Source organism: Salmonella sp. 32070601201500089SM (assembly GCF_017573605.1).
Classification (GTDB): Bacteria; Pseudomonadota; Gammaproteobacteria; order Enterobacterales; family Enterobacteriaceae; genus Salmonella; species Salmonella enterica.
In genome coordinates this window covers 46,119-67,833 of the sequence record NZ_JAGETK010000009.1, presented here as the reverse complement: position 1 = coordinate 67,833, position 21,715 = coordinate 46,119, and the positions used below count along the sequence as shown (strand labels likewise).

17 protein-coding genes are annotated in these 21,715 nt (G+C 52.1%); 6 read left to right on the top strand and 11 right to left on the bottom strand.

All coding sequences use genetic code 11. The features are described from left to right. Positions 1 to 25: 25 nt before the first annotated feature. The 5 genes from fraE to J4728_RS15315 all read right to left on the bottom strand — a co-directional run bounded on the left by fraE (position 26) and on the right by J4728_RS15315 (position 5,282). Positions 26 to 1,069 carry a fructose-asparagine asparaginase gene (gene fraE / locus J4728_RS15335; RefSeq protein ID WP_000702746.1) on the bottom strand — a complete coding sequence of 348 codons (1,044 nt, stop codon included), beginning with the start codon at positions 1,067 to 1,069 and terminating at the stop codon, positions 26 to 28. A gap of 58 nt (positions 1,070 to 1,127) precedes the next feature. After that, positions 1,128 to 2,447, bottom strand: coding sequence for an anaerobic C4-dicarboxylate transporter family protein (locus J4728_RS15330; protein ID WP_000498935.1), 1,320 nt, complete (start codon positions 2,445 to 2,447; stop codon positions 1,128 to 1,130). Between the two features lie 53 nt (positions 2,448 to 2,500). Next, positions 2,501 to 3,346 carry a fructose-aspartate kinase gene (gene fraD / locus J4728_RS15325; RefSeq protein WP_023237868.1) on the bottom strand — a complete coding sequence of 282 codons (846 nt, stop codon included), beginning with the start codon at positions 3,344 to 3,346 and terminating at the stop codon, positions 2,501 to 2,503. Between the two features lie 63 nt (positions 3,347 to 3,409). After that, positions 3,410 to 4,387, bottom strand: a complete 978-nt coding sequence (fraB, locus tag J4728_RS15320; RefSeq protein ID WP_010989080.1) for a 6-phosphofructose-aspartate deglycase — start codon at positions 4,385 to 4,387, stop codon at positions 3,410 to 3,412. A 175-nt stretch (positions 4,388 to 4,562) separates the two neighbouring features. Beyond that, a complete protein-coding gene (locus J4728_RS15315; protein WP_000572570.1) occupies positions 4,563 to 5,282 on the bottom strand; it encodes a GntR family transcriptional regulator in 720 nt (239 codons plus the stop codon). 326 nt (positions 5,283 to 5,608) lie between these two features. On the opposite strand from J4728_RS15315, the gene J4728_RS15310 reads away from it, so the two are divergent. Beyond that, complete coding sequence (locus J4728_RS15310) at positions 5,609 to 7,258, top strand: alpha,alpha-trehalase (RefSeq protein WP_000934257.1); 1,650 nt, start codon at positions 5,609 to 5,611, stop codon at positions 7,256 to 7,258. A gap of 12 nt (positions 7,259 to 7,270) precedes the next feature. On the opposite strand, the gene J4728_RS15305 is transcribed toward J4728_RS15310, so the two are convergent. After that, positions 7,271 to 8,860, bottom strand: coding sequence for an STY4199 family HEPN domain-containing protein (locus tag J4728_RS15305; protein ID WP_000185026.1), 1,590 nt, complete (start codon positions 8,858 to 8,860; stop codon positions 7,271 to 7,273). A 280-nt stretch (positions 8,861 to 9,140) separates the two neighbouring features. On the opposite strand from J4728_RS15305, the gene J4728_RS15300 reads away from it, so the two are divergent. Further along, positions 9,141 to 9,497 carry a glycoside hydrolase family protein gene (locus tag J4728_RS15300; RefSeq protein WP_001120251.1) on the top strand — a complete coding sequence of 119 codons (357 nt, stop codon included), beginning with the start codon at positions 9,141 to 9,143 and terminating at the stop codon, positions 9,495 to 9,497. Between the two features lie 11 nt (positions 9,498 to 9,508). Here J4728_RS15300 and J4728_RS15295 read toward each other — a convergent pair whose 3' ends face one another. Then, positions 9,509 to 10,105, bottom strand: a complete 597-nt coding sequence (locus J4728_RS15295) for a response regulator transcription factor (RefSeq protein WP_208212013.1) — start codon at positions 10,103 to 10,105, stop codon at positions 9,509 to 9,511. A 630-nt stretch (positions 10,106 to 10,735) separates the two neighbouring features. Here J4728_RS15295 and J4728_RS15290 point away from each other — a divergent pair. From J4728_RS15290 to J4728_RS15280, 3 genes are all read left to right on the top strand, one after another. Continuing rightward, positions 10,736 to 11,635: a LysR family transcriptional regulator gene (locus J4728_RS15290; RefSeq protein WP_000358042.1), complete on the top strand. Its 900-nt coding sequence runs from the start codon at positions 10,736 to 10,738 to the stop codon at positions 11,633 to 11,635. 72 nt (positions 11,636 to 11,707) lie between these two features. After that, positions 11,708 to 12,736, top strand: coding sequence for an inner membrane protein YhjD (gene yhjD, locus J4728_RS15285; RefSeq protein WP_001748883.1), 1,029 nt, complete (start codon positions 11,708 to 11,710; stop codon positions 12,734 to 12,736). A 350-nt stretch (positions 12,737 to 13,086) separates the two neighbouring features. Continuing rightward, complete coding sequence (locus J4728_RS15280; protein ID WP_001148981.1) at positions 13,087 to 14,409, top strand: MFS transporter; 1,323 nt, start codon at positions 13,087 to 13,089, stop codon at positions 14,407 to 14,409. A 39-nt stretch (positions 14,410 to 14,448) separates the two neighbouring features. Here J4728_RS15280 and J4728_RS15275 read toward each other — a convergent pair whose 3' ends face one another. Both J4728_RS15275 and pdeH read right to left on the bottom strand, forming a co-directional pair. After that, a complete protein-coding gene (locus J4728_RS15275) occupies positions 14,449 to 16,509 on the bottom strand; it encodes an AsmA family protein (RefSeq protein WP_208212011.1) in 2,061 nt (686 codons plus the stop codon). A 109-nt stretch (positions 16,510 to 16,618) separates the two neighbouring features. Beyond that, on the bottom strand, positions 16,619 to 17,386 hold the full coding sequence (pdeH, locus tag J4728_RS15270) for a cyclic-guanylate-specific phosphodiesterase (protein WP_000595626.1): 768 nt from the start codon (positions 17,384 to 17,386) through the stop codon (positions 16,619 to 16,621). 228 nt (positions 17,387 to 17,614) lie between these two features. Between pdeH and J4728_RS15265 the strand changes: the two genes are divergently transcribed. Beyond that, positions 17,615 to 18,544 (top strand): sugar kinase, encoded by a 930-nt coding sequence (locus J4728_RS15265; protein WP_020437719.1) that lies wholly within the window; start codon positions 17,615 to 17,617, stop codon positions 18,542 to 18,544. Between the two features lie 53 nt (positions 18,545 to 18,597). Here J4728_RS15265 and J4728_RS15260 read toward each other — a convergent pair whose 3' ends face one another. Both J4728_RS15260 and dctA read right to left on the bottom strand, forming a co-directional pair. Beyond that, positions 18,598 to 20,085: a M16 family metallopeptidase gene (locus tag J4728_RS15260; RefSeq protein WP_001163182.1), complete on the bottom strand. Its 1,488-nt coding sequence runs from the start codon at positions 20,083 to 20,085 to the stop codon at positions 18,598 to 18,600. Positions 20,086 to 20,304: 219 nt separating this feature from the next. Next, positions 20,305 to 21,591, bottom strand: a complete 1,287-nt coding sequence (gene dctA, locus J4728_RS15255) for a C4-dicarboxylate transporter DctC (protein WP_000858228.1) — start codon at positions 21,589 to 21,591, stop codon at positions 20,305 to 20,307. Positions 21,592 to 21,715: the final 124 nt, after the last annotated feature.

The following is a 21,715-nucleotide window of genomic DNA, read 5'->3' as shown; positions in this document are numbered from 1 at the left end:
AGGGTGGGCGCACAGGCCTTCATGATTAATACGTACTGAAATAACTCTGGATCAGTTCCGGATTACGCGTCTGAGTTAATGCCGTCATCAGTAACACCCGCGCCTTCGCCGGGTTGAGCGAGTCAGACACCAGCCCTGGCTGCCCTTTATCCAACGGTACTACGCCGTTTCCGGTGCGGGAAGCGCGCACCACGATAATCCCGGCTTTCTCCGCTTTTTTAATCCCCGCGTCGCTGCGTACCGAGACCGAACCTGCGCCGGTTCCGGCATAAATAATACCGTCCGCGTGATGGGCGATCGCCGCATCATACATATATTCCGGGTCGTCCTGATAGCCGTAAATAATCACCACATTGGGTAATTTTTTGATATTACGTACGTCAAAAACAGATCGCAGGGTATGAATTTTTTCCACCCGCGTTTCGAACTGTGGCTGACCATTAACGATGACCCCCAGATAGCCCTCTTCCGGCGCTTTAAAGGTATCCAGAGTCGTGGCATTAGTTTTCGTCACAAAGCGAGCCGAACCAATACGATCGTTTAAAACCACCATCACACCGCGTCCCTTCGCATTCGGGTCAGCAGCCACCGTGACCGCTTCCAGCAGGTTCATTGCGCCATCGGCGCTGATTGCCGACGCGGGCCGCATTGCAGCGGTAAACACCACCGGTTTGTCGCTTTTCACGGTCAAATTAAGAAAGTAGGCGGTTTCATCGAGCGTGTCAGTGCCATGAGTAATGACCACACCGTCAACATCGTCCCGCGCCAATAACGCATTTACCTTCTGTGAAAGTTTCAGGATAATATCGCTGGTCATATTTTCGCTACCAATATTCGCCACCTGCTCGCCGTCAACGCGAGCGATATTATTCATTTCCGGCACGGCGTTTATTAATGTTTGCACGCCAAGTTCACCGGATTTATATCCGGCGGTTTGTGTATTATTGGCTGCCGTCCCGGCGATAGTGCCGCCTGTCGCGAGAATAACAATATGCGGTAGTGACGTTGAGCTAAATACACAGTGGCTGATGAGCAGCAACACGGCGGCCATGAAAACTCTGATTTTCATTTTCTTCCTCTGAATTAAAAATAATAAGTGACGTGTGCTATAAAAACATGAATAACAATCAGGCCAGAACCATTTTTCCTATTAACAGCCCGACAATGACCGAGACAATTACGTTAACTAATCCCGGACGCATAAAACTATGGTTAAGCACATATTTGCCGATACGCGTCGTACCGGTATCGTCAAACGCCAGCGCCGCCAGACACTGCCCTGCCACCGGAATAAAGAAATAGCCGTTAACGGCAGGCCAGGAGCCGATTAACGCATAAGCGGGCAACCCTAACGCCAGCCCCAGCGGCAACAAAATTAACGTCGTTGCCGCCTGGCTGCTGACCATAGCGGACACGAAAAACATCATAATGGCGATAAGCCAGGTATGCTGTTGCAATAGAGTTTGCACTTCTGCCTTAATCAACGCGATATGACCATTCACGAACGTCTCACTCATCCAGGCCAGGCCGAAGGCGCAGACAATCGCCAGCGCGCCCGCCCGAAATACCGTACCGCTGATAATCTGATCGACCTGCGGCCGACATAACAACACAATCAGGCAGGCAAAAGAGAGCATCGTAATCTGGATAGCGGCGGACATCGAAAGCGGTTGTAGCCCTTTCGCTGTTTCCACCATGGGCCGCAGCGCCGGAATCAGTCCTAACAGAACGATAACGATCGCGCTGGTCAGAAATAACGCCACCGACAATTTGGCGCGCGAAGTGACCACCGTATTTTTACTTTCTTTCTGCGCAGGTTTAATTAACCCTTCAGCAAGCCGACGTTGATATTCCGGATCGTCTTTTAACTCTTTTCCTTTATTAAAGGTCGCTATTGCCCCCATCGCTACACCGATTAACGTGGCGGGCACGCAAATCATCATTATGGTTGAAATAGAGACGCCCAACGGCGCCATTAAACCAATCATCGCCGCCATGGCGGCAGATATAGGACTGGCGGTGATCGCCTGTTGCGATGCGATAACGGAAATAGATAAAGGACGTTCCGGTCGAATACCTGAATCCCGTGCGACTTCAGAAATAACCGGTAGCAAGCTATAAACGACATGCCCCGTTCCTGACATAAAAGTGAAGATATAACAGATAAACGGCGCTAATAACGTAATGTAACGCGGGTGGCGACGCAGAATTTTTTCCGCCAGTTTGACCAGTAAATCCAGCCCGCCGGAGGCCTGTAAAGAAGCGGCCGCCAGGACAACAGAAAGAATAATCAGAATAACATCAATCGGTGGCGTAGAAGGCGTCAGGCCAAAAATAAAAACCATCACGCCGACGCCTAACCCGCCGACCATCCCTAAAAATACGCCGCCGATCCTGGCGCCTATCATCAGGGCCACAAGGATAAAACATAATTCCGTCCAAAACATACTTCCTCCTGGGTTATCTGGAGTGAGTGTCGCTTTACATTGAGGGACGTAACCTATTGTGCAAACGGTTTACCAAAACCAAATGCGCCGTAATGAGATAAAACCTGCGCCGCCGATTTCCCGCCCTGCCGCATGGCGCGTAACACGCTTTCTTTATCGGGTTCCGCCATACCCGATTGCAAAATGGAAAGCAAAAAACCGGTTAAGAAGGCGTCGCCTGCGCCCAGCGTATCGACAGGTTCGATATAAACAGGTTGCCACTCCAGATAATCCGCGCCGGAAAAATAATAAACTTTTTCATGCCCGCAGGTGGCAATAATATGCCGACAGCCATAACGATAAAGTTTATTGAGTTTTATTTTGATTTCATCTGGCGATAACCCGCTACAGGAGACAAATCCATAATCTACCCACGGGCATACCTTTTCAAAATAGTCGTCTGTACCGCGCCCGGAAAAATCAAAAGAGAGTAAGACGGTTTGTTGTTTAATTTTCTCCAGTTCCGATTCCAGGTGGCCGTTAATACTGGAATGGACTAAGGTAAATTGTGATATATAACGAAGATCGTCGTCAGACAAGCTAAAAGGATGTTCCCGCAATACGCCGTTTTTGTTGCTGGCGACAAATTGCCGATCGCCATGCGTGAGACGGATACAGGCATACCCATTTTCGCCGGTATAATGGCGGCTGTGAGAGATGTCTATCTGTAGCTGGTGTAATACATCCTGTACGTGCTGCGCGGCGTCGTCATTGCCAAACGCCCCCATAAACGCGCTGGGGATGTCTGCTAATTTCGCATAGACAGCAAAATTTAATGCATTACCGCCGGGGTACATGATGCCGGAATGCAGGTATTTATCGACAACGTTGTCGCCAATACCCAATACGCTGATGCTCATCATTATTCCTTGTTTGTCTTTACAATAAAAAGCGTCCCTGCTTTTTTATCCATCCTGATGTAATTAATATTCCACTTTCCACATATAGCGGCGCGTCGTTAACGGATGCTGACGCGCCTCAGCTAACGCCCGATTGTAAACGGGATAAACGTTATTAAAGAGAGAGTGGTTAAAGTAATCAATAACCGTGGTTTTAATGGTCGATAGCCCCAGTTCTTTCGCATCGACAACTTCAATCCGGCGACCATATTTTTTCAGGAAGTTTAACGCGCGTTCATCCACCGCCCGCGTATTGCCCTCGGAAAACTGGAAGAAGAAAGGCGTATTCGCATCGGTAATTTCAAAGGGCCCGTGGAAAAACTCACCGCTATGAATACAGGCGGAATGTATCCATTGCATTTCCATAAAGATACAGATGCTCTGCAGGTAGGCTGCGCCATAGCCTGCGCCGCTGGCGACGGTGTAAATGACTTTATCGTCTTTATATTCCTGCGCGAACGCCTGCGCACGCTCCGCTACCTGCTCGCAAGCGCGCCAGACGATACGGTTGATTTTGCTGACGCCATCCTGAAAATCGTCGTAGTGCGCATACCCTTCCGTCTGCTGGAGCAGTTCGACCGCACTCAGCAGGCCTTTCATCGTTTTCTCTCCGGCAATATCTTTACCGTCGCCAAACGTGTACGTTTCCACATAGTCGCAATGCGCCACCAACGGTGAATCCATTATCCAGGTTAAACCAATGACCGGCGCGCCGTGCTGACGGGCGATTTCAGCCGCTTTAATTGTCTCTGGCGTATTACCTTTGTGGGAGGCGACAACCACAACGGCATTTTCTCCCAGCGCTACCGGCGGGTTGTTAATAAATTCTCCGCTGTTATACAGACCGACAGTCAACGCTTTCGCTTCTTTTTCTAAAAATGCTTTCGCCGGATAGAACGCCGCATAAGAACCGCCGCACGCCACGTAATAGACGTGTTTAACGCCTCCTTTCTCTGCCTGGCTGGTCACAATATTGCTAACTGTCTCTTTCATACCCATCATGCTTTCCTCTGGTTCCATCAATGATACAGGCGAGGATTCGCCATAAATGACTCATAATGTATTATTATTTTTATATGACATTTAAAGACATTTGATCAAGATGGAAACCAAAAAAAATCGGGATCCGCGATCTGGATCCCGATTCAGCCTGCTCTTCGTTAGCGTAATGCTGACATCATACGGTAAACCGTATTTTATCGCCGACAATCAACTGTTGCGAAACGCAGGAGAGTTCTCCTTTGTTATCAATCATTTCACTTTTTATCAGGATCAGCGGATAACCCTCGTTGACGCCAAGATAATGGGCGACTTCAAAGCTGGCATAAACCAGTTCGATCATCTTACGGGAGTGGGTAAACCATAAATGGTATTTCTCGCGTAAGCATTCATACAAAGAGTGATTATTAAGATCTTCGTCCAGCAAAAACGCAAAACGTGGGGGAAGATGTACGGTTTCCAGCGATACCGCCACATCGTCGGCATAGCGGATACGTTCAATGACGACCGCTTTTTCGCCATCGTTCATATTCAGTAACGCTTTTGTCTCATCGTCTACCGATTCAAAAACGGATTTGATGGTGCGTGACCCCGGGCGACGTCCCTGGGACTGGCATAACTCGCTGAAACTCATGATGCCGGTCATGCTGCGCTGAAATTTCTCACCAGAGACAAAGGTGCCTTTGCCGGAGACACGGGTCAGCAAATTTTCACGCGTCAGCGCATCCAGCGCCTTACGGACCGTGACCCTGCTCACCTGCCAGCGCACGCTCAGTTCATTTTCCGTCGGGATCTGCTGGCCTGGTTTATACTCTCCACGCGCAATAGCCTCTTTTAAGGCGTCTTCAAGCTGCTTATAAAGCGGTTTGGCGCTTTTACTGTCGGGTTGCTCGATCATTTGTATCCATTTGTATTATCATGGTGCCATAGCTTGTATTATAACTATTTACGTTACCTTTGCTTGTGAATCCACGCCATGCGGTGACGTAGTGATACCGCTATGAAACGAATGTTCTGATTTTAGGTCTGGGGAGGGCGTCATGAAAATAGGATTTTCGCAATACTATTCAGTAAGTTATGAAGTGTTTTTTCTTGAGAGGTAAATTGCAAAATGTGATCTACCGCACACTTTGCCACTCAGGTATCGAAGCGAATGTCTACGCTTAATAGACAGCCGGGCAACACCCGTATCTTTTACGACGCAAGCCGGAGGTCCTTGTCATTATGCTCAACCAGAAATTAAACCCCACGCCTTCTGAAGATCTGACTATTGATGTCGATCTGCTTTATGAAACAGACCCGTGCGAGTTAAAGCTGGATGAAATGATCGAGGCGGAACCGGAGCCGGAGATGATCGAGGGGCTTCCCGCCTCTGACGCCCTGACCCCTGCCGATCGGTATCTCGAACTGTTCGAGCATGTACAGTCAACAAAACTGTTTCCAGACAGTAAAACGTTCCCGGACTGCGCGCCGAAGATGGACCCGCTTGATATCCTGATCCGCTACCGTAAGGTCAGACGCCACCGTGATTTTGACTTACGCCGCTTCGTCGAGAACCATTTCTGGCTACCGGAAACCTTATCCAGCGAGTATGTCTCTAACCCCGAAAACTCGCTCAAAGAACATATTGACCAGCTTTGGCCGATACTGACGCGCGAACCGCAGGATCATATTCCGTGGTCTTCGCTGCTGGCGCTACCGCAATCCTATATCGTGCCGGGAGGCCGTTTTAGCGAAACCTATTATTGGGACTCTTATTTTACCATGCTGGGTCTGGCGGAAAGCGGGCGCGAAGATTTACTTAAATGTATGGCGGATAATTTCGCCTGGATGATTGAAAACTATGGCCATATTCCCAACGGCAACCGGACCTATTATCTGAGCCGCTCGCAGCCGCCGGTTTTCGCCCTGATGGTTGAACTGTTCGAAGAAGATGGCGTGCGCGGCGCGCGGCGTTATCTCGACCATCTCAAAATGGAATACGCCTTCTGGATGGACGGCGCCGAATCGCTGGCGCTCAACCAGGCTTATCGCCACGTTGTGCGGATGCCGGACGGTTCCCTGCTGAACCGCTACTGGGACGATCGCGACACGCCGCGCGACGAGTCCTGGCTGGAAGATGTCGAAACTGCAAAACATTCCGGTCGTCCGCCCAATGAAGTCTACCGGGATTTGCGCGCCGGGGCGGCGTCCGGCTGGGACTATTCTTCACGCTGGCTACGCGATGCGGGCCGGCTTGCCAGCATACGTACGACCCAGTTTATCCCTATCGATTTGAACGCTTTTCTGTATAAACTGGAGAGCGCTATCGCCAATATTTCAGCACTGAAAGGCGAACGTGACACCGAGGCACTATTTCGCCAGAAAGCCAGCGATCGACGCGCCGCCGTGAACCATTATCTGTGGGATGATGAAAACGGCTGTTATCGGGACTATGACTGGCGACGCGAAGAAATGGCGCTCTTTTCCGCCGCCAGTATCGTGCCGCTGTATGTCGGTATGGCGAACCACGAGCAGGCCGACCGTCTGGCAAATGTGGTACGCAGCCGTCTGTTAACGCCCGGCGGGATTATGGCGACCGAATACGAAACCGGCGAACAGTGGGATAAACCGAACGGCTGGGCACCGCTGCAATGGATGGCGATTCAGGGCTTCAAACGGTATGGCGACGATATGCTGGGCGATGAAATCGCCCATAACTGGTTAAAAACAGTGAACCATTTTTATCAGGAGCACCATAAACTGATCGAGAAATACCATATTTCCGGCGGTACGCCCCGCGAAGGCGGCGGGGGCGAGTATCCGCTACAGGATGGGTTCGGCTGGACCAATGGCGTGGTGCGCCGCCTGATTGGCCTTTACGGAGAGCCTTAACCTGCTCCGGGCTCAGTGAATCGCATCATAAATGGCTGACTGAATTTTCAGCCATTTTTTATTGTCTGCGCTGGGCCGGGCCTGAGCGCGCAGCCGGGCCTGCTCCGTATCGTACTGCTGGCGCGTCACAACAGCCGGAACGGTGCAAAACGTTTGCAAATAGGTTTTATGCATCGCGGTCAGCGGCGCGCCGCTCGACATGTCATGACTTAACGTTGTGATAAATCGTCGGCAGGGTTTGACCTCATCCATCAGCGCGGGATAACGCAACAACAGTTGCAGCACCTCGGTATGTCCTGCCGCAAACGCTTGCTCCGTCCACGCGAGCTGCCAGTTCATTCCCCCCTGGAGGAACAGCGCCGTCACCCGCGTATCATTGCGCTCTATCGCCGCCCGCATGGTAAACGCATCCCAGGTAATCCCCATATGATTGAGCGTTTCCCGCGCGGAAGGCGCCTCGCGCGGCGGTTCATCCTGCGCCATTGCGGGAGCTTGCCCGTTATCGGAGCCTGGCGACGACGAACTAAATAGCCAGAACGCGCCCGCCAGTATCGCCAGCGTCATGACGCCAACCCCGCCCCACAAAGCGCCGGAAATAAGTTGCTCACGCTCTTCAGGCGTACGCGGAGGCCGCTTACGCGGTGGTTCTATGCTCTCGCTAATCTCATGCTTATCTCCCCCGGCCTGCCGATCTTTAAGCCGCGCGGTTTCCCAGAACTGGCGCAATTCACGTTCATCCGCCAGCAGAAACGAAGCGGGATTCACGCGGGTACGTTTTTCGGCATAGGCGCGCTGGATGGGCCGAACGATTTGCTGATACTGAACGTTTAGCAGCATAAGCTGCGCTGAGGTGAGCGGCTGCCTGGCGATAACCTCGTTTCGCGCGAGGCGGCAATCATCCAGAAACATACGCAGAGTGGTGCGCGACTCGGCGAACAGCGTTAACGCTGAGGCGTCATTAAAAATTCTGACGTAATGTCGGGCAAACAATTTTTTATCGACCACCATAAGCGCCAGTTCGCTAAACAACATGCCCTCCAGCGCATGTTGATCTTCTCCCTGTTTTAACCACTGGCGCAAACGGTCCGGGCCAAAATGTTGCTTGAGGTAGTGATTCAGAGACGCCCGATCCGGCCATGCGCGCGCAATAAGCGCTTTTAACGTCAGTTCTATCGCCCGAAGCTGACGCTGCGCCTCAAGATGCGCCTCCTGGTCGGGTTCTTCCAGCTCAGTTTGATAGGTCAGTAGCGGCTGCTGCTGACGTAGATGCTCCAGCGAGGTGACAAAACGCAACGCGGCAAGGAGTTGATTTTCGCTCACCTCTTGCCCGCTGTCATACTGGGGAACATGCTGCTGAAGGTGACGCAGTTGCAGCATAAACTGGCTCAACTGCGCGTCATTTATCCGCAATTTTTTCGCCACCGCGCCCCAACCGCCCAGGTTAAGACGCGCCTGCTCAAGTTGTTCCATGAACCACCGGGGCTCTTTTCCCTCGGTGGTATGAATACCCAGCAGCAGCAGGATTTCTATTGATGCCTGGCGGATAATCCCCAGGCTATGTTCAAAAGGCGCGCGTGTCGCCTGCGAAGCGCTATTCGTCATTATCTTCCCTAAAAAGACGATCCCGCGACGAGATCTTCGTTTTCTTTTAATTATGTTTTTTCATAGATATAACAGATTCAGCCACATTTCAGTGACTTAATCTTAATGATTGCAAATTTATAAGAAGATCGGTTACTAACCAAAAACATCAGTTTTTCATTCTGCCAACGCGGCGTGACGCTGAACGGCATAGACCTTTTCCCTGCCTGCGTTTGGCCGTCTGACCACTAGCCACGCGTGCAGCACACTTTATAATCGCGCTTTTTATGAGAAAGATGCCATGCCGCACATTTCATCTCGCTTTAGCTCCGCCTGCATCGCGTTTATTAAACAGTGGCAGGGTCTGTCGCTGGAAAAGTATCGCGATCGGCAGGGTAACTGGGTGATTGGTTACGGGCATATGTTGACGCCGGATGAGACGCTGACGTTCATTACGCCCGACCAGGCGGAGGCATTCTTGCTGGATGACCTCAATAGCTGCGATATGCTGCTACAGAATTGTTTGCCGGAACTTAATGATCGGTTTCAACGCGAAACGCTTATTGCGCTGATGTTCAGCATCGGACATCAGCGTTTTTTATCATTAATCAATACGGGTGATATTTCACAGCCAGAAATAAGCGGACTGCGAATTTAACGTCGTTAATTCTATTCATTTAACATCATGGCGGCCTGGGTACGATTTTTTACATCCAGCCGCCGGTAAAGCGACTCCAGATGCGCTTTAACCGTCCCGGTACTAATATTTAACGCCCGCCCAATTTGTTTATTTGATTCTCCTGCGGCAAGCATCTGTAAAATTTCCCGCTGGCGGGCGCTTAACGCTTTTATATCACGGGACTCCAGCTCCGTTGAATTTAACCAATCCCCCGGTAAAAACATCATCCCGCGAGCGACAGCATTGAGCGCAAGGACAAAGGTTTCGGCATCAGAATCGCGTGGCACCACGGCCTGAACGTTAAATTGCATGACTTCATGCAGCCACTTTTGACTGCCATCCATCGCCGTGATAATAATCTTCACCTCCGGAAATTGCTGCGCGATTCTTTGTAACACCTCGCGGCAAAATTCAGCATCCAGGCCGCTATCCAGCATGACCAGCGCATCCGGCGCGCTTTCTATTTTTTGCCAGAGTTCTTCTGCCTGACCGACACTCTGGATACTTATTCCTGGAATGTGCTGCTGCAAACTGATTTTCATTCCATGAATAAATATTGACTGCCTGTCAAACATGATTACCTGCATTACTTTTCTCCACCTGGGTAAGATAATAGTCTCAAGATGAGGAAGGGTATTACCCGTAGGGTAAAATAAGAAGTCGCCATTTGGTATAGGCCATTTTACCGATAGTCATTGGTTGAGGAAGGGAAAGGTTATGAATATTTACAGCTTCAACATCGGGATTACAGAATTCGCTAAAATTAGCCTTTTAAAGTAAGGAATATCTTATTAGCGCGAACAGCCAAGGCTAATTTGAATATTAATTTAATGAAGAGTACGCCTGGCGCGTCACAAAGGAAATATCTGCTTTTCACCTGATGTGTTACAAAAAATAAAGTAGCACATTTTGTTAAAAAATAACCAATCCGCCTGAAAACCGCGACGATGGGTCAATGACAATACCGTATATGTACATGCATTTCTCTCTCCCACTACACCCGCGGCTATCAGCGTGTTTTACCGCTCTCGTCCCGTTTATCGGCTTTTTGGCGCTAAAATGCCTGGCCGGAAGGCGATAAATCCGCCGCGCAACGCGATCAGACGTATTCGTCACGCGAGCAATGATTGCGAAAGGGCTTATTAGGTGCTAGAAAATCAATAAAACCAGCCGCTTCAGCGTCACTGTTTCAATGAGAACAATAATAGAGCCTGATGATGGATAAAATATATGCAATGAAATTGTTTGTACGCGTGGCGGAACGGGAAAGTTTTTCCCGCGCAGCAGAGGATATCGGCCTTCCCAAAGGCAGCGTCTCACGGCAAATACAAGCGTTAGAACATCAACTGGGCATCCGCCTGCTCCACCGCACCACCCGGCGGGTACAGCTTACTCAGGACGGAATGGTTTACTACGAACGGGCAAAAGATCTGTTGAGTAACCTGGATGAACTGGAGGGTCTTTTCCAGCCTGATCCCGCCAGTATCAGCGGCAAAATACGGGTAGATATACCGCCATGTCTCGCAAACAGCCTTATCATGCCGCGCCTGCCCACTTTTTTGCATCAGTATCCCGGCATTGCGCTGGAACTTTGTAGTAGCGATCGACAGGTCGATTTACTACGGGAAGATTTCGACTGCGTGGTGCGCACAGAGCCGCTACATGCGCCAGGGATACTGACGCGCCCGCTTGGCAAACTGAGAAGGGTGAACTGCGCCAGCCCACAATACCTGGCGCGCTTTGGGTATCCAGAAAACCTTGACGACCTCGCCTCACATGCGATGGTGCATTATTCATTGACGCCGGGAGTCTCTTCACCGGGTTTTGCCTTTGAAACTCCCCACGGTATGCAGTGGGTAAAAACCGGCGGAATGCTAACGGTAAACAGTACGGAGACCTGGCATACGGCCTGTCTGGCAGGATTAGGGATCATTCAGACGCCGCGCATTGCTGTACGGGAGGCGTTACGCGCCGGAACGCTCATTGAAATTTTACCGCAATATCGCGCCGCTCCACTGCCGGTGACGCTGCATTATCCCCATCGCCGTAATCTTTCCCGCCGGGTACACCTGTTTATGGTATGGCTGACGGAAACCATTAAAGAGGCCGCAGAGTAGCCGCATTTTCAGCATCCACCGGGGAGAAGCTATACTGACATATTCTATTAATGATGAAGGACTACCGACCTGATGACGCAGGAAAATGACGTAAAACGCCCTATTCAGGAACTGGAGCACGACCCGATACAAAAAATAGAAACGCAGCCGCATGACGCCCCGGAAAAAAACGAAAAGGCAAATCAGGCGTTGCATTCCGTCACCTCCCTGATACAAAAAATTCAGCGTCAACCAATGGTGGCCCACCTCATTCGCGCGACCGAACGTTTTAACGATCGACTGGGTAATCAGTTTGGCGCGGCTATCACCTACTTTTCGTTTCTGTCGATGATCCCGATAATGATGGTGTCCTTTGCCGCGGCAGGTTTTATCCTCGCCTCGCACCCTAATCTACTGGAAGATATTTTCAGCAAGATATTGATGAATGTGAGCGATCCTACGCTGGCGTCCACGCTTAAAAATACGATTAATACGGCGGTTCAACAGCGTACCACGGTAGGGCTGGTCGGACTGGGTATCGCGCTCTATTCCGGCGTTAACTGGATGGGCAACCTGCGGGAAGCGATTCGCGCCCAGTCACGGGACGTCTGGGAGCGCAAGCCGCAGGATCAGGAGAAAATCTGGCTCAAATATCTGCGCGATTTTATCTCGCTGATTGGATTATTAATCGCTTTAATCATTACGCTGTCCATTACTTCCATCGCCGGTTCCGCCCAGCAGATGATCATCTCCGCCTTGTATCTCGACAGCATCGAATGGTTAAAACCGGCCTGGCATTTGATCGGTCTGGCCATCTCTATTTTTGCCAACTATCTGCTTTTTTTCTGGATTTTCTGGCGACTGCCCCGCCATCGTCCACGTAAAAAAGCCTTGATTCGCGGGACATTTATTGCCGCTATCGGTTTTGAGGTGATTAAAATCATTATGACCTATACGTTGCCGTCACTGGTGAAATCGCCTTCCGGCGCGGCGTTTGGCTCCGTACTCGGTCTGATGGCCTTCTTCTACTTTTTTGCCCGTCTGACGTTATTCTGCGCGGCCTGGATAGCCACCGCCGAATACAAGGACGACCCGCGAATGCCGGGTAAAACGCAGCGCTAGTCTGCGGCTTGCTGCCGAATGGCACGCACGGCGTCGTCATTCGGCCTACTGATGTGTAGACCCAGGCCGGGCATGTAAAGCGTACCCGGCGGTACAATCAGGCACGTCCTTCCGCCTCATCTCATTGTTTCAGCATATAAATCCAGTAATTAACTTTTATTTAACCAGAAACCAGTTTTATCCACCAATTCTAAAATTATGTGAAGCATTTCATAGACGCAAAATGGCTGGCTTAAACATTATCCCCTTTTTGCGCTTTTTTTGACCATTTTTAGCTTTTGTTACACATTGAAATATAACTTTTGCTGTGCGTAATATGGCTATTCGTTCGCTAAAAATAAGAAAATAGTATGCAAGCAACCGCCACAACACTCGACCATGAGCAGGAACATGTTCCGGTAAACTCACGCAATAAAGTCGTTATTGCCTCGCTTATCGGCACCGCGATTGAGTTCTTCGACTTCTATATTTACGCCACCGCAGCGGTGATCGTGTTCCCCCTTATCTTCTTCCCCCAGGGCGATCCCACTGCGGCAACGCTACAATCGCTCGCCACCTTCGCTATCGCGTTTGTGGCGCGTCCGATTGGCTCTGCGCTATTCGGTCACTTCGGCGACCGGGTAGGCCGCAAAGTCACGCTGGTGGCTTCGCTGCTGACGATGGGGATCTCCACGGTCATTATCGGTCTGTTACCGGGCTACGCGACGATAGGTATTTTCGCGCCGCTGCTGCTGGCGCTGGCGCGTTTCGGTCAGGGACTGGGGCTGGGCGGCGAATGGGGCGGCGCAGCGTTATTAGCGACGGAGAATGCGCCGCCGCGCAAACGCGCGCTGTATGGCTCCTTCCCGCAGTTGGGCGCGCCGATCGGCTTCTTTTTTGCCAATGGCACCTTCCTGTTGCTCTCCTGGCTGCTGACCGACGAGCAGTTTATGAGCTGGGGCTGGCGCGTGCCGTTTATCTTCTCGGCGGTGCTGGTGATTATCGGCCTGTATGTGCGCGTGTCGCTGCATGAAACGCCGGTGTTTGCGAAAGTCGCCGCAGCGAAAAAGCAGGTGAAAATACCGCTGGGCACGTTGCTGACGAAGCATGTCCGCGTAACCATTCTCGGCACGTTTATCATGCTGGCGACCTACACGCTGTTCTATATCATGACCGTCTATTCCATGACTTACAGCACTGCCGCCGCGCCGGTGGGGCTTGGCTTGCCACGCAATGAAATACTGTGGATGCTGATGATGGCGGTGATTGGTTTCGGCGTGATGGTGCCCGTCGCCGGCCTGCTGGCGGACGCATTTGGCCGTCGGAAAAGCATGGTCATCATTACCACGCTCATCATTCTCTTCGCGTTGTTCGCCTTTACCCCGCTGCTGGGTTCAGGCAATCCAGCGCTGGTATTCGTGTTCCTGTTGTTAGGCCTGAGCCTGATGGGGCTGACCTTCGGCCCAATGGGAGCGCTGCTGCCGGAGCTATTTCCGACGGAAGTGCGCTATACCGGCGCATCGTTTTCCTACAATGTGTCATCGATTCTGGGCGCTTCCGTCGCGCCGTATATTGCCGCATGGCTGCAAAGCCACTACGGGCTGGCGGCGGTAGGGGTTTACCTGGCGTCAATGGCGGCGCTGACGCTGATTGCACTGCTGTTAACCCATGAGACGCGTCATCAGGCGTTGTAATAGGGCGCCGGATGGCGTCATCCGGCGCTACGTTTCACGTTACTGCTTCATCTGCGTTAAAATCGTCCGGCACTGATTGGCTTCGCCCTCAGAGGGCGAAATGAGCGCCAATAGCGCGGCGGCGGGCGTTACCAACGTCGCCAGCGCTGCCGCAACCGCGCCGCGCGCAATCAGCGGGCCGGGCTTGACGCCCGCCTGCGGATTTTTAAATGTCCCGCGCACGTACAGCGGCGATCGCAGCGTAATAATACGAATCCCCTTACTTTCCGGATCAATGGTTAAATCGAGCTGTTCAGAGGCGAAGCTCGCCGTACCGGTCACGTTAATCAACGCATTTTCTGTATCAAAAGCAAAAATTTGCGGTCGCGCCACGCCGTTCGCAATATTGAGATTCGCCGCCGCGCAGTTAACCCGCACTTCGTCATCGCCAAAAATCTGCCCGACAATATAGTTGCCGACGTTCAGCCCCACGATTTCCATCAGGTTGCGGCTAATCAATCCATCATTCATCAATAACTTGAGATTGCCGTTACTGTTGCCAAGCAGCGCGGCGACCGAGTTGCCCGTGCCGCGAATATCCGCATCGCCGTTCAGCTCGCCCAGCGTTTTCTGCATCAGCTCCACATCCGGCATCAGTTCTTTAAGCTTCAGCCGACGCGCCTGTATATCCGCCCGCCCCTGCATCGGCTTTTTATCCCCTTCCAGATGGATGTTGGAGACAATACTGCCGCCTGCCAGACCAAACTTCAGCGGCTGTAGACGTAAGTCGGCGTTTTTCAGGATGATATGGGTCGAAAGATCGCTAATCGGTAGACTGCCGCCATGCTCAATACGCCGGCCTTTAAACCGGACATCGGCGTCCATGACGTCCCATTTGTCGGTTTCAAAGCGGTCGTAAGGCAACACTTTATCCGCCGGCTGAACATTCTTCTCGCCTTTGCGCTGTTCAGACCGTTTCGACTGCTCAGCGTCTTTCCCGGAATCCACGCCAATCAGCGGCCCAAGATCGGCCAGTCGTAACTGGCGCGATTCGACATCGCCTTCCAGTTTGGGGCGCGGTTTACCGGTGGTATAAGTGAGGGAGCCGTGGATATCACTGTCGCCAATGCGCCCGTTAAAACCGCGATAATCAAATACCGATGACTTTTCGGCGTCAATTTTCGCTACCAATCGCCCATCGGTCTCAAACGGCGGCGTATCCGGCAGCAGCACGCCGGTTAAATCATATAAATCGCCCAGTGAATCGCCAGAGAATTTAAGCCGCAGATCGACGCCGCCCATTTTCATCGGCTCGTTCACCACGCCGCTAAAAGCCACCCGCGTACTGCCAGAGCGGAAATCGGCCTGCACAGGAAAAGGCGTACTTTCGCTGCGTAGCGCCAGCATACCGCCTATTTTCCCCGTACCGGTCAACGGTTCCCCGTTATAACGCCCCTGCGCCTTCAGGCCGAAGACATAGTCACCCACGGTGGATTTGTCTGCTTTGCCTTTCGTTCCCGTCACTTCGCTGAACGGCAACGGTTTGCCTAACGGATCGATCAGAATAGTGATATCCGCTTTGCTGACCTTATCATCGATCGCGATTCGCCCCTGGTCGAAGAGAATATTATCCAACCGGAAGGACCAGGCGGAAGGTTTAGCATTGGGGTCCGTATTCTTGTCTTGCGCGAGGTTAAAGGTCCAGTTATTGGTTTTCTCGGACAGACGAATAAGACGCACGTCGGGTTTCACCAGTTTGATCCACGGCAGCCAGACGGCTTTGGTCAGGAGCGCCAGCGGGGCAAGCGTCGCCTCAACGCGTGGCAGATGCACCATCGTAACTTCCGGAATATCCGGCGGATTGCCGAGAATGACGTCTTCCGCGTGAACATGCGGCCACGGTACCCAGCTTCGCCAGCCGGTCTCCTGTTTTTGGCGTTCCCACACCACGCCTAAATCGCCGCGAATAGCGAAAGGCCGGTTCAATTCGGTAGAGACTTTCTGGTTGATGGTCGGTTTGAGGCGGTTCCAGTCAAATGTTGCGATCAACAAAATCACTATGGCGATCAACAACAAGAAAGTCCCTGTGATGGCGGCGGTTATTTTGCCTGCTTTAGTCATGTGTTATTTCCTCACTTCTTCCCTTGCCTGTCCTAAAGATAGTTCAGCCAGACGAAAAAGGAGGATGACCGCGTCTCGTAATACCACGTATTACGGGAACAGTCTGGCGTTACAGGGTCAGAATCACCTCTTCGAGCGATATCAGCGGCACGGGTCGAGAAAGAAAATAGCCCTGGGCGGCAAAGGCGGGCGAACGCTGCACATCACGCCACTCTTCCAGCGTCTCCACGCCCTCGACAATAACGCCGCGGCAGTAGCGGTTCATCAGTTGCAGCAGCAGAGTGAACAGGTTGCGTCCCTCCGGGGACTGACGCAGCATGACGAACAGCTCTCGCGCCACTTTAATGTAGTCATAACGCACTTCGCTCAGCGCTGAAAAATTGGCCATACCGGTACCAAAATCATCCAGCCACAGCGGGCCGAACTCACACATCGAGGCGAAAGAGGAGTCTTTCGGCAAACGAATATGTTCCACCAGTTCGAAACGCAGCCAGGGTAAGCGCTCCATCGCTGCCAGAATGTCCGGCTGTCGTCGCATGGCAATCAGCGTAGGGCCGTCGACATTGACCGATGCCAATAAGTGATGGCGAGTGAAAAAATCCGCTTTTTGTTCAAGCTGATGAAGTTGTTCTTTCACTACGTCAATGCGGTGTCGAACCGCTAACTCCGCGAAATAACGATCCGGGGCAATACGTCTGGAAGGGTTATCAGGATGAGTGACGACAGTGAGAAGTTCAACCGCCATCAGACGGCCATCCGTCTGGTATATCGGCTGGTAAGTATAGGCACGCTCGCATTGCAGCCAATAGCGCCGTTCCTGCAAATTCTCTATACCTGCATCAGGAACGCGTAGCTGCTGGATAACCTGCTTTATCATCTCAGTTGTCCTGTTAATGGGAGTGTGACTGTCCGGACTCGTCAAAGGTTATCGGCGTTCAGGCAGAGAACTTTACCCTCGGTCCCTGGCAAAATAAAAACAGACTCCGAAACTTGTCAAAAATACGCACTTGCTCAAAAAAATAATGGACCGATGTTTTAATATTATTGACCACTAAACATCCACAGCGCACACTAACGCTAATTTTTACAGATCAGGTTCACGACTATGCCTAAAAAGATTGCCGTGATTGGCGAATGCATGATTGAGCTGTCGCAGAAAGGCGCTGATGTTCAGCGCGGCTTCGGCGGCGACACGCTGAATACCTCCGTTTATATTGCCCGTCAGGTCGATTCTGCCGCTCTGGCCGTTCACTATGTGACGGCGCTGGGTACTGACAGTTTCAGCCAACAGATGCTGGAGGCGTGGCAGCATGAAAATGTGGATACCTCGCTAACGCAGCGGATGGAAAATCGCCTGCCAGGCCTCTATTACATCGAAACCGATGACACTGGCGAGCGTACCTTCTACTACTGGCGTAACGAAGCGGCAGCGAAATTCTGGCTGGAGAGCGAACAGTCAGCGGCTATCTGCGAGGCGCTGGCGACCTTCGATTATCTCTACCTGAGCGGCATTAGCCTCGCGATTTTAAGCCCGACCAGCCGTGATAAGCTGCTGTCTTTATTGCGTGAATGCCGGGCCAACGGCGGGAAAGTCATTTTTGATAATAACTATCGCCCGCGTTTATGGACAAGTCGCGAAGAAACGCAGCAGGTCTATCAAAAGATGCTGGAATGTACTGATATCGCCTTCCTGACACTGGACGATGAAGACGCGCTATGGGGTCAGCAACCCGTGGAAGAGGTCATTGCCCGCACCCATGCGGCAGGCGTGCAGGAAGTGGTGGTAAAACGCGGGGCGGATTCTTGCCTGGTCTCGATTCAGGGCGAGGCGCTCATTGACGTTCCGGCAGTCAAACTGCCGAAAGAGAAAGTGATAGACACCACTGCCGCAGGCGACTCCTTCAGCGCCGGTTATCTGGCCGTTCGTTTGACGGGCGGCAGCGCGACGGATGCCGCGAAGCGCGGACACCTGACGGCCAGCACGGTGATTCAGTACCGTGGGGCCATTATTCCGCACGACGCGATGCCGCAGTAAGTCATTCGCTCTTGCCCGGTGGCGCTGTGCTTACCGGGCCGGCAGGCGGCAGCTTACTGTGCCGCCGGTGTCTCCGTCACTTCCGGATGCGCCTCATCTGCTTCAACAGCGGCGGCAGTTGTCGGGACCATGATTTCATCCCACGTCGCCTTTAACGCCTTCATATTAAATTCCGGCTCGCCTTGCGGTTGCAGCAAAATTAATGCCATCTCCTGCGATAGCTGCTGACGTAGATTCTGATTGAGCATATCGACGGTCAGGCTGTTGAGGAAATTCTGGCGCAGCTTCTGATACTGCTCCGGCGCGATATCCACCACTTGATTCTGCAGCGAGCGCATACGCTGTCCAGTCAAAATGTCAGTATCGGTACGCGCGTAGGTCGCGAACAGCTTTTGCAATTCGAGATTTTTCTGCGCCACCAGCGCAGTAAACTCCTCTTCCGACAAACCTTTATCGCGTACTTTCGCCAGTTCATTCGCCACCAGGCTCAAATTGGTATTGAGCTTATCATTAGGTGATTCAATGTTGATGGCGCACTGCGCGCGCAGGAACAGAACCCGGCAGTCAAACCCCAGACCAATATCTTTCGCGTTATTTTTAGTAAGCTCTTGCTGGATATGCCAGAACAGCGCTTCGCGCGCCAGATCCGCCTGCCAGTAGCGCAACAGCGCCGCCGACTCGCGAATCGGTTGCCACGGCGTATCCCACATAATGGAGAGACGATCCTGGCGCACCGCATCGGTCATAATGCTCACTGATTCCGCCCGCAGCGGCGAAAGCGTCGGCACCGGGGCGGGCGTTTCGCGTTTACCTTTCAGCGTACCGAACGTTTTATTGATCTGCTCGGCGACGGAGCGCGCATCAATGTTGCCGACAACAATCAGCGTCATGGCATCCGGGGTGTACCATTTTTCATAGAAAGCCTGAATTTTGGCTGCGTCTACTGGCTGCTTTAACGGTTCCGCGGGATCGTGCCCCAATAACGCCGACCCTTTCAGCCGATAACGCCACCAGCCCTCTTTAGTATCTGCTGGCCACGTCGCAACCATATCTTCGCTGCTTAACGCATGATTCACCGTCTCTGGCGTAATGGTTAATTTACCGGAGACGTTAGCCAGATAGGTCAGCGCTTCTTTCAGCAGATCGTTACGGTTATTGGGTAAACTGAGGTTATAGAGCGTGGAATCATAAGAAACAATAACGGGCGGCATGGGACGTTTCGGATCAAACCCTTGCTGCCATAAAGAACGTGCCTGTGCGGCATCCAGACCACCGCTTTGCGTCAGCGCGATACGGGGAATCGCATGGCTAAACCCGCTCTGTTGCGTACTTTCGGTGAGCGAACCGGTATTAACCTGTAGACGAACTTCAATACGATCGCTGGGGCGCTGAGGCGTAGCCAACACTTGCCACTGTAACCCATTAGCCAGCGTCCCCTGTTGCCATGCCGGATCGGGCTGGAGCGCATCTGCCTGCACATAGCCGGCAGAGGCCAACATCAACAGACTGCCCGCTAAGAGTCGAATTTTTGTGCCCTGCATGTGAACCCCTGATCAACAATCCTGGTAATAAAAAGACAGCCCCGGCAGGGATGCCTGAATATGACGTAAAAACACTTCGTGTTAGACCGCGAGAACCTAAAAATGTCACGGAAGAAGTGAAATAATCCCTAAGCATCATGCTGTATGCTTTGGGCGCAGGGGTCAATTATGCGCAAACACCCGCAGTCCTGGAAGGGACTACGGGCATAAGTGGCGAGATTAGGAGGAAATTTCGTGCGTTTTGCCATCCGGCGCACGATTATTAAGCACATCGTCCAGCTTTTGGTGATCTAACTCTTTCACCCATTTGGCAACCACCACCGTCGCCACGCCGTTACCCACCAGGTTAGTCAGCGCGCGCGCTTCGGACATAAAGCGGTCGATACCGAGGATTAACGCCAGTCCCGCCACCGGCAAATGACCTACGGCGGAGATAGTGGCCGCCAGCACGATAAAGCCGCTTCCGGTCACGCCCGCGGCGCCTTTTGACGATAGCAGCAGCACGACCAGCAGCGTGATCTGGTGGAAGATATCCATATGGCTGTTGGTCGCCTGGGCGATAAACACCGCCGCCATCGTCAGGTAAATAGAGGTGCCATCAAGGTTGAACGAATACCCCGTCGGGATCACCAGCCCCACCACCGATTTACGGCACCCCAGTTTTTCCATCTTATCGAGCATACGCGGCAACGCTGACTCGGAAGAGGAGGTGCCGAGCACAATGAGTAATTCTTCCCGGATATAGCGAATAAATTTAAAAATGCTAAAGCCCGTTACCCGTGCAATCGTCCCCAGCACCACCACCACGAAGAGAATACAGGTGATATAGAAGCAGATAATGAGCTGCCCCAGTTGCACCAGAGAACCGACGCCGTATTTACCGATGGTGAAGGCCATCGCGCCGAATGCGCCAATCGGTGCCAGGCGCATGATCATATTGATGATGCCGAAAATGACCTGCGAAAAACTCTCAATCACATTGAAAATGAGCTGGCCTTTGCTGCCCAAACGGTGCAGCGCAAAACCAAACAACACCGCAAACAGTAAGACCTGCAGAATGTTGCCGCTGGCAAACGCGCCGATCACGCTGCCCGGTATGACATCCATCAGGAAGGCAATAATGCCCTGCTCCTTGGCTTGTGCGGCATAAACGGCCACCGCCTGCGCATCCAGCGTTGCCGGATCGACGTTCATCCCGGCGCCAGGTTGCACAACGTTGACGATGATAAGACCGATAATCAGCGCAATCGTACTGACAATTTCAAAGTAAAGCAGCGCGACCGCGCCGGTACGCCCCACCGCTTTCATGCTTTCCATGCCTGCGATGCCCGTCACGACTGTACAGAAAATGACAGGAGCGATGATCATCTTAATGAGCTTAACGAACGCGTCGCCAAGCGGTTTCATTTGTGCGCCCAGTTCAGGATAGTAATGGCCAAGGAGAATACCAATGGCGATTGCTGTCAGGACCTGAAAATAAAGACTTTTGAACAGAGAGGTTTTCATAGGGTGTCCTTGAAGTAAAAACCACAGGTCTTGTAAGGTTATGAGTAACCTGCGGCCTTAAAATAACACCCACACAACATGACAGAAATGCGCCAGGATCATAATTGAAACAAAAATGTTAAAA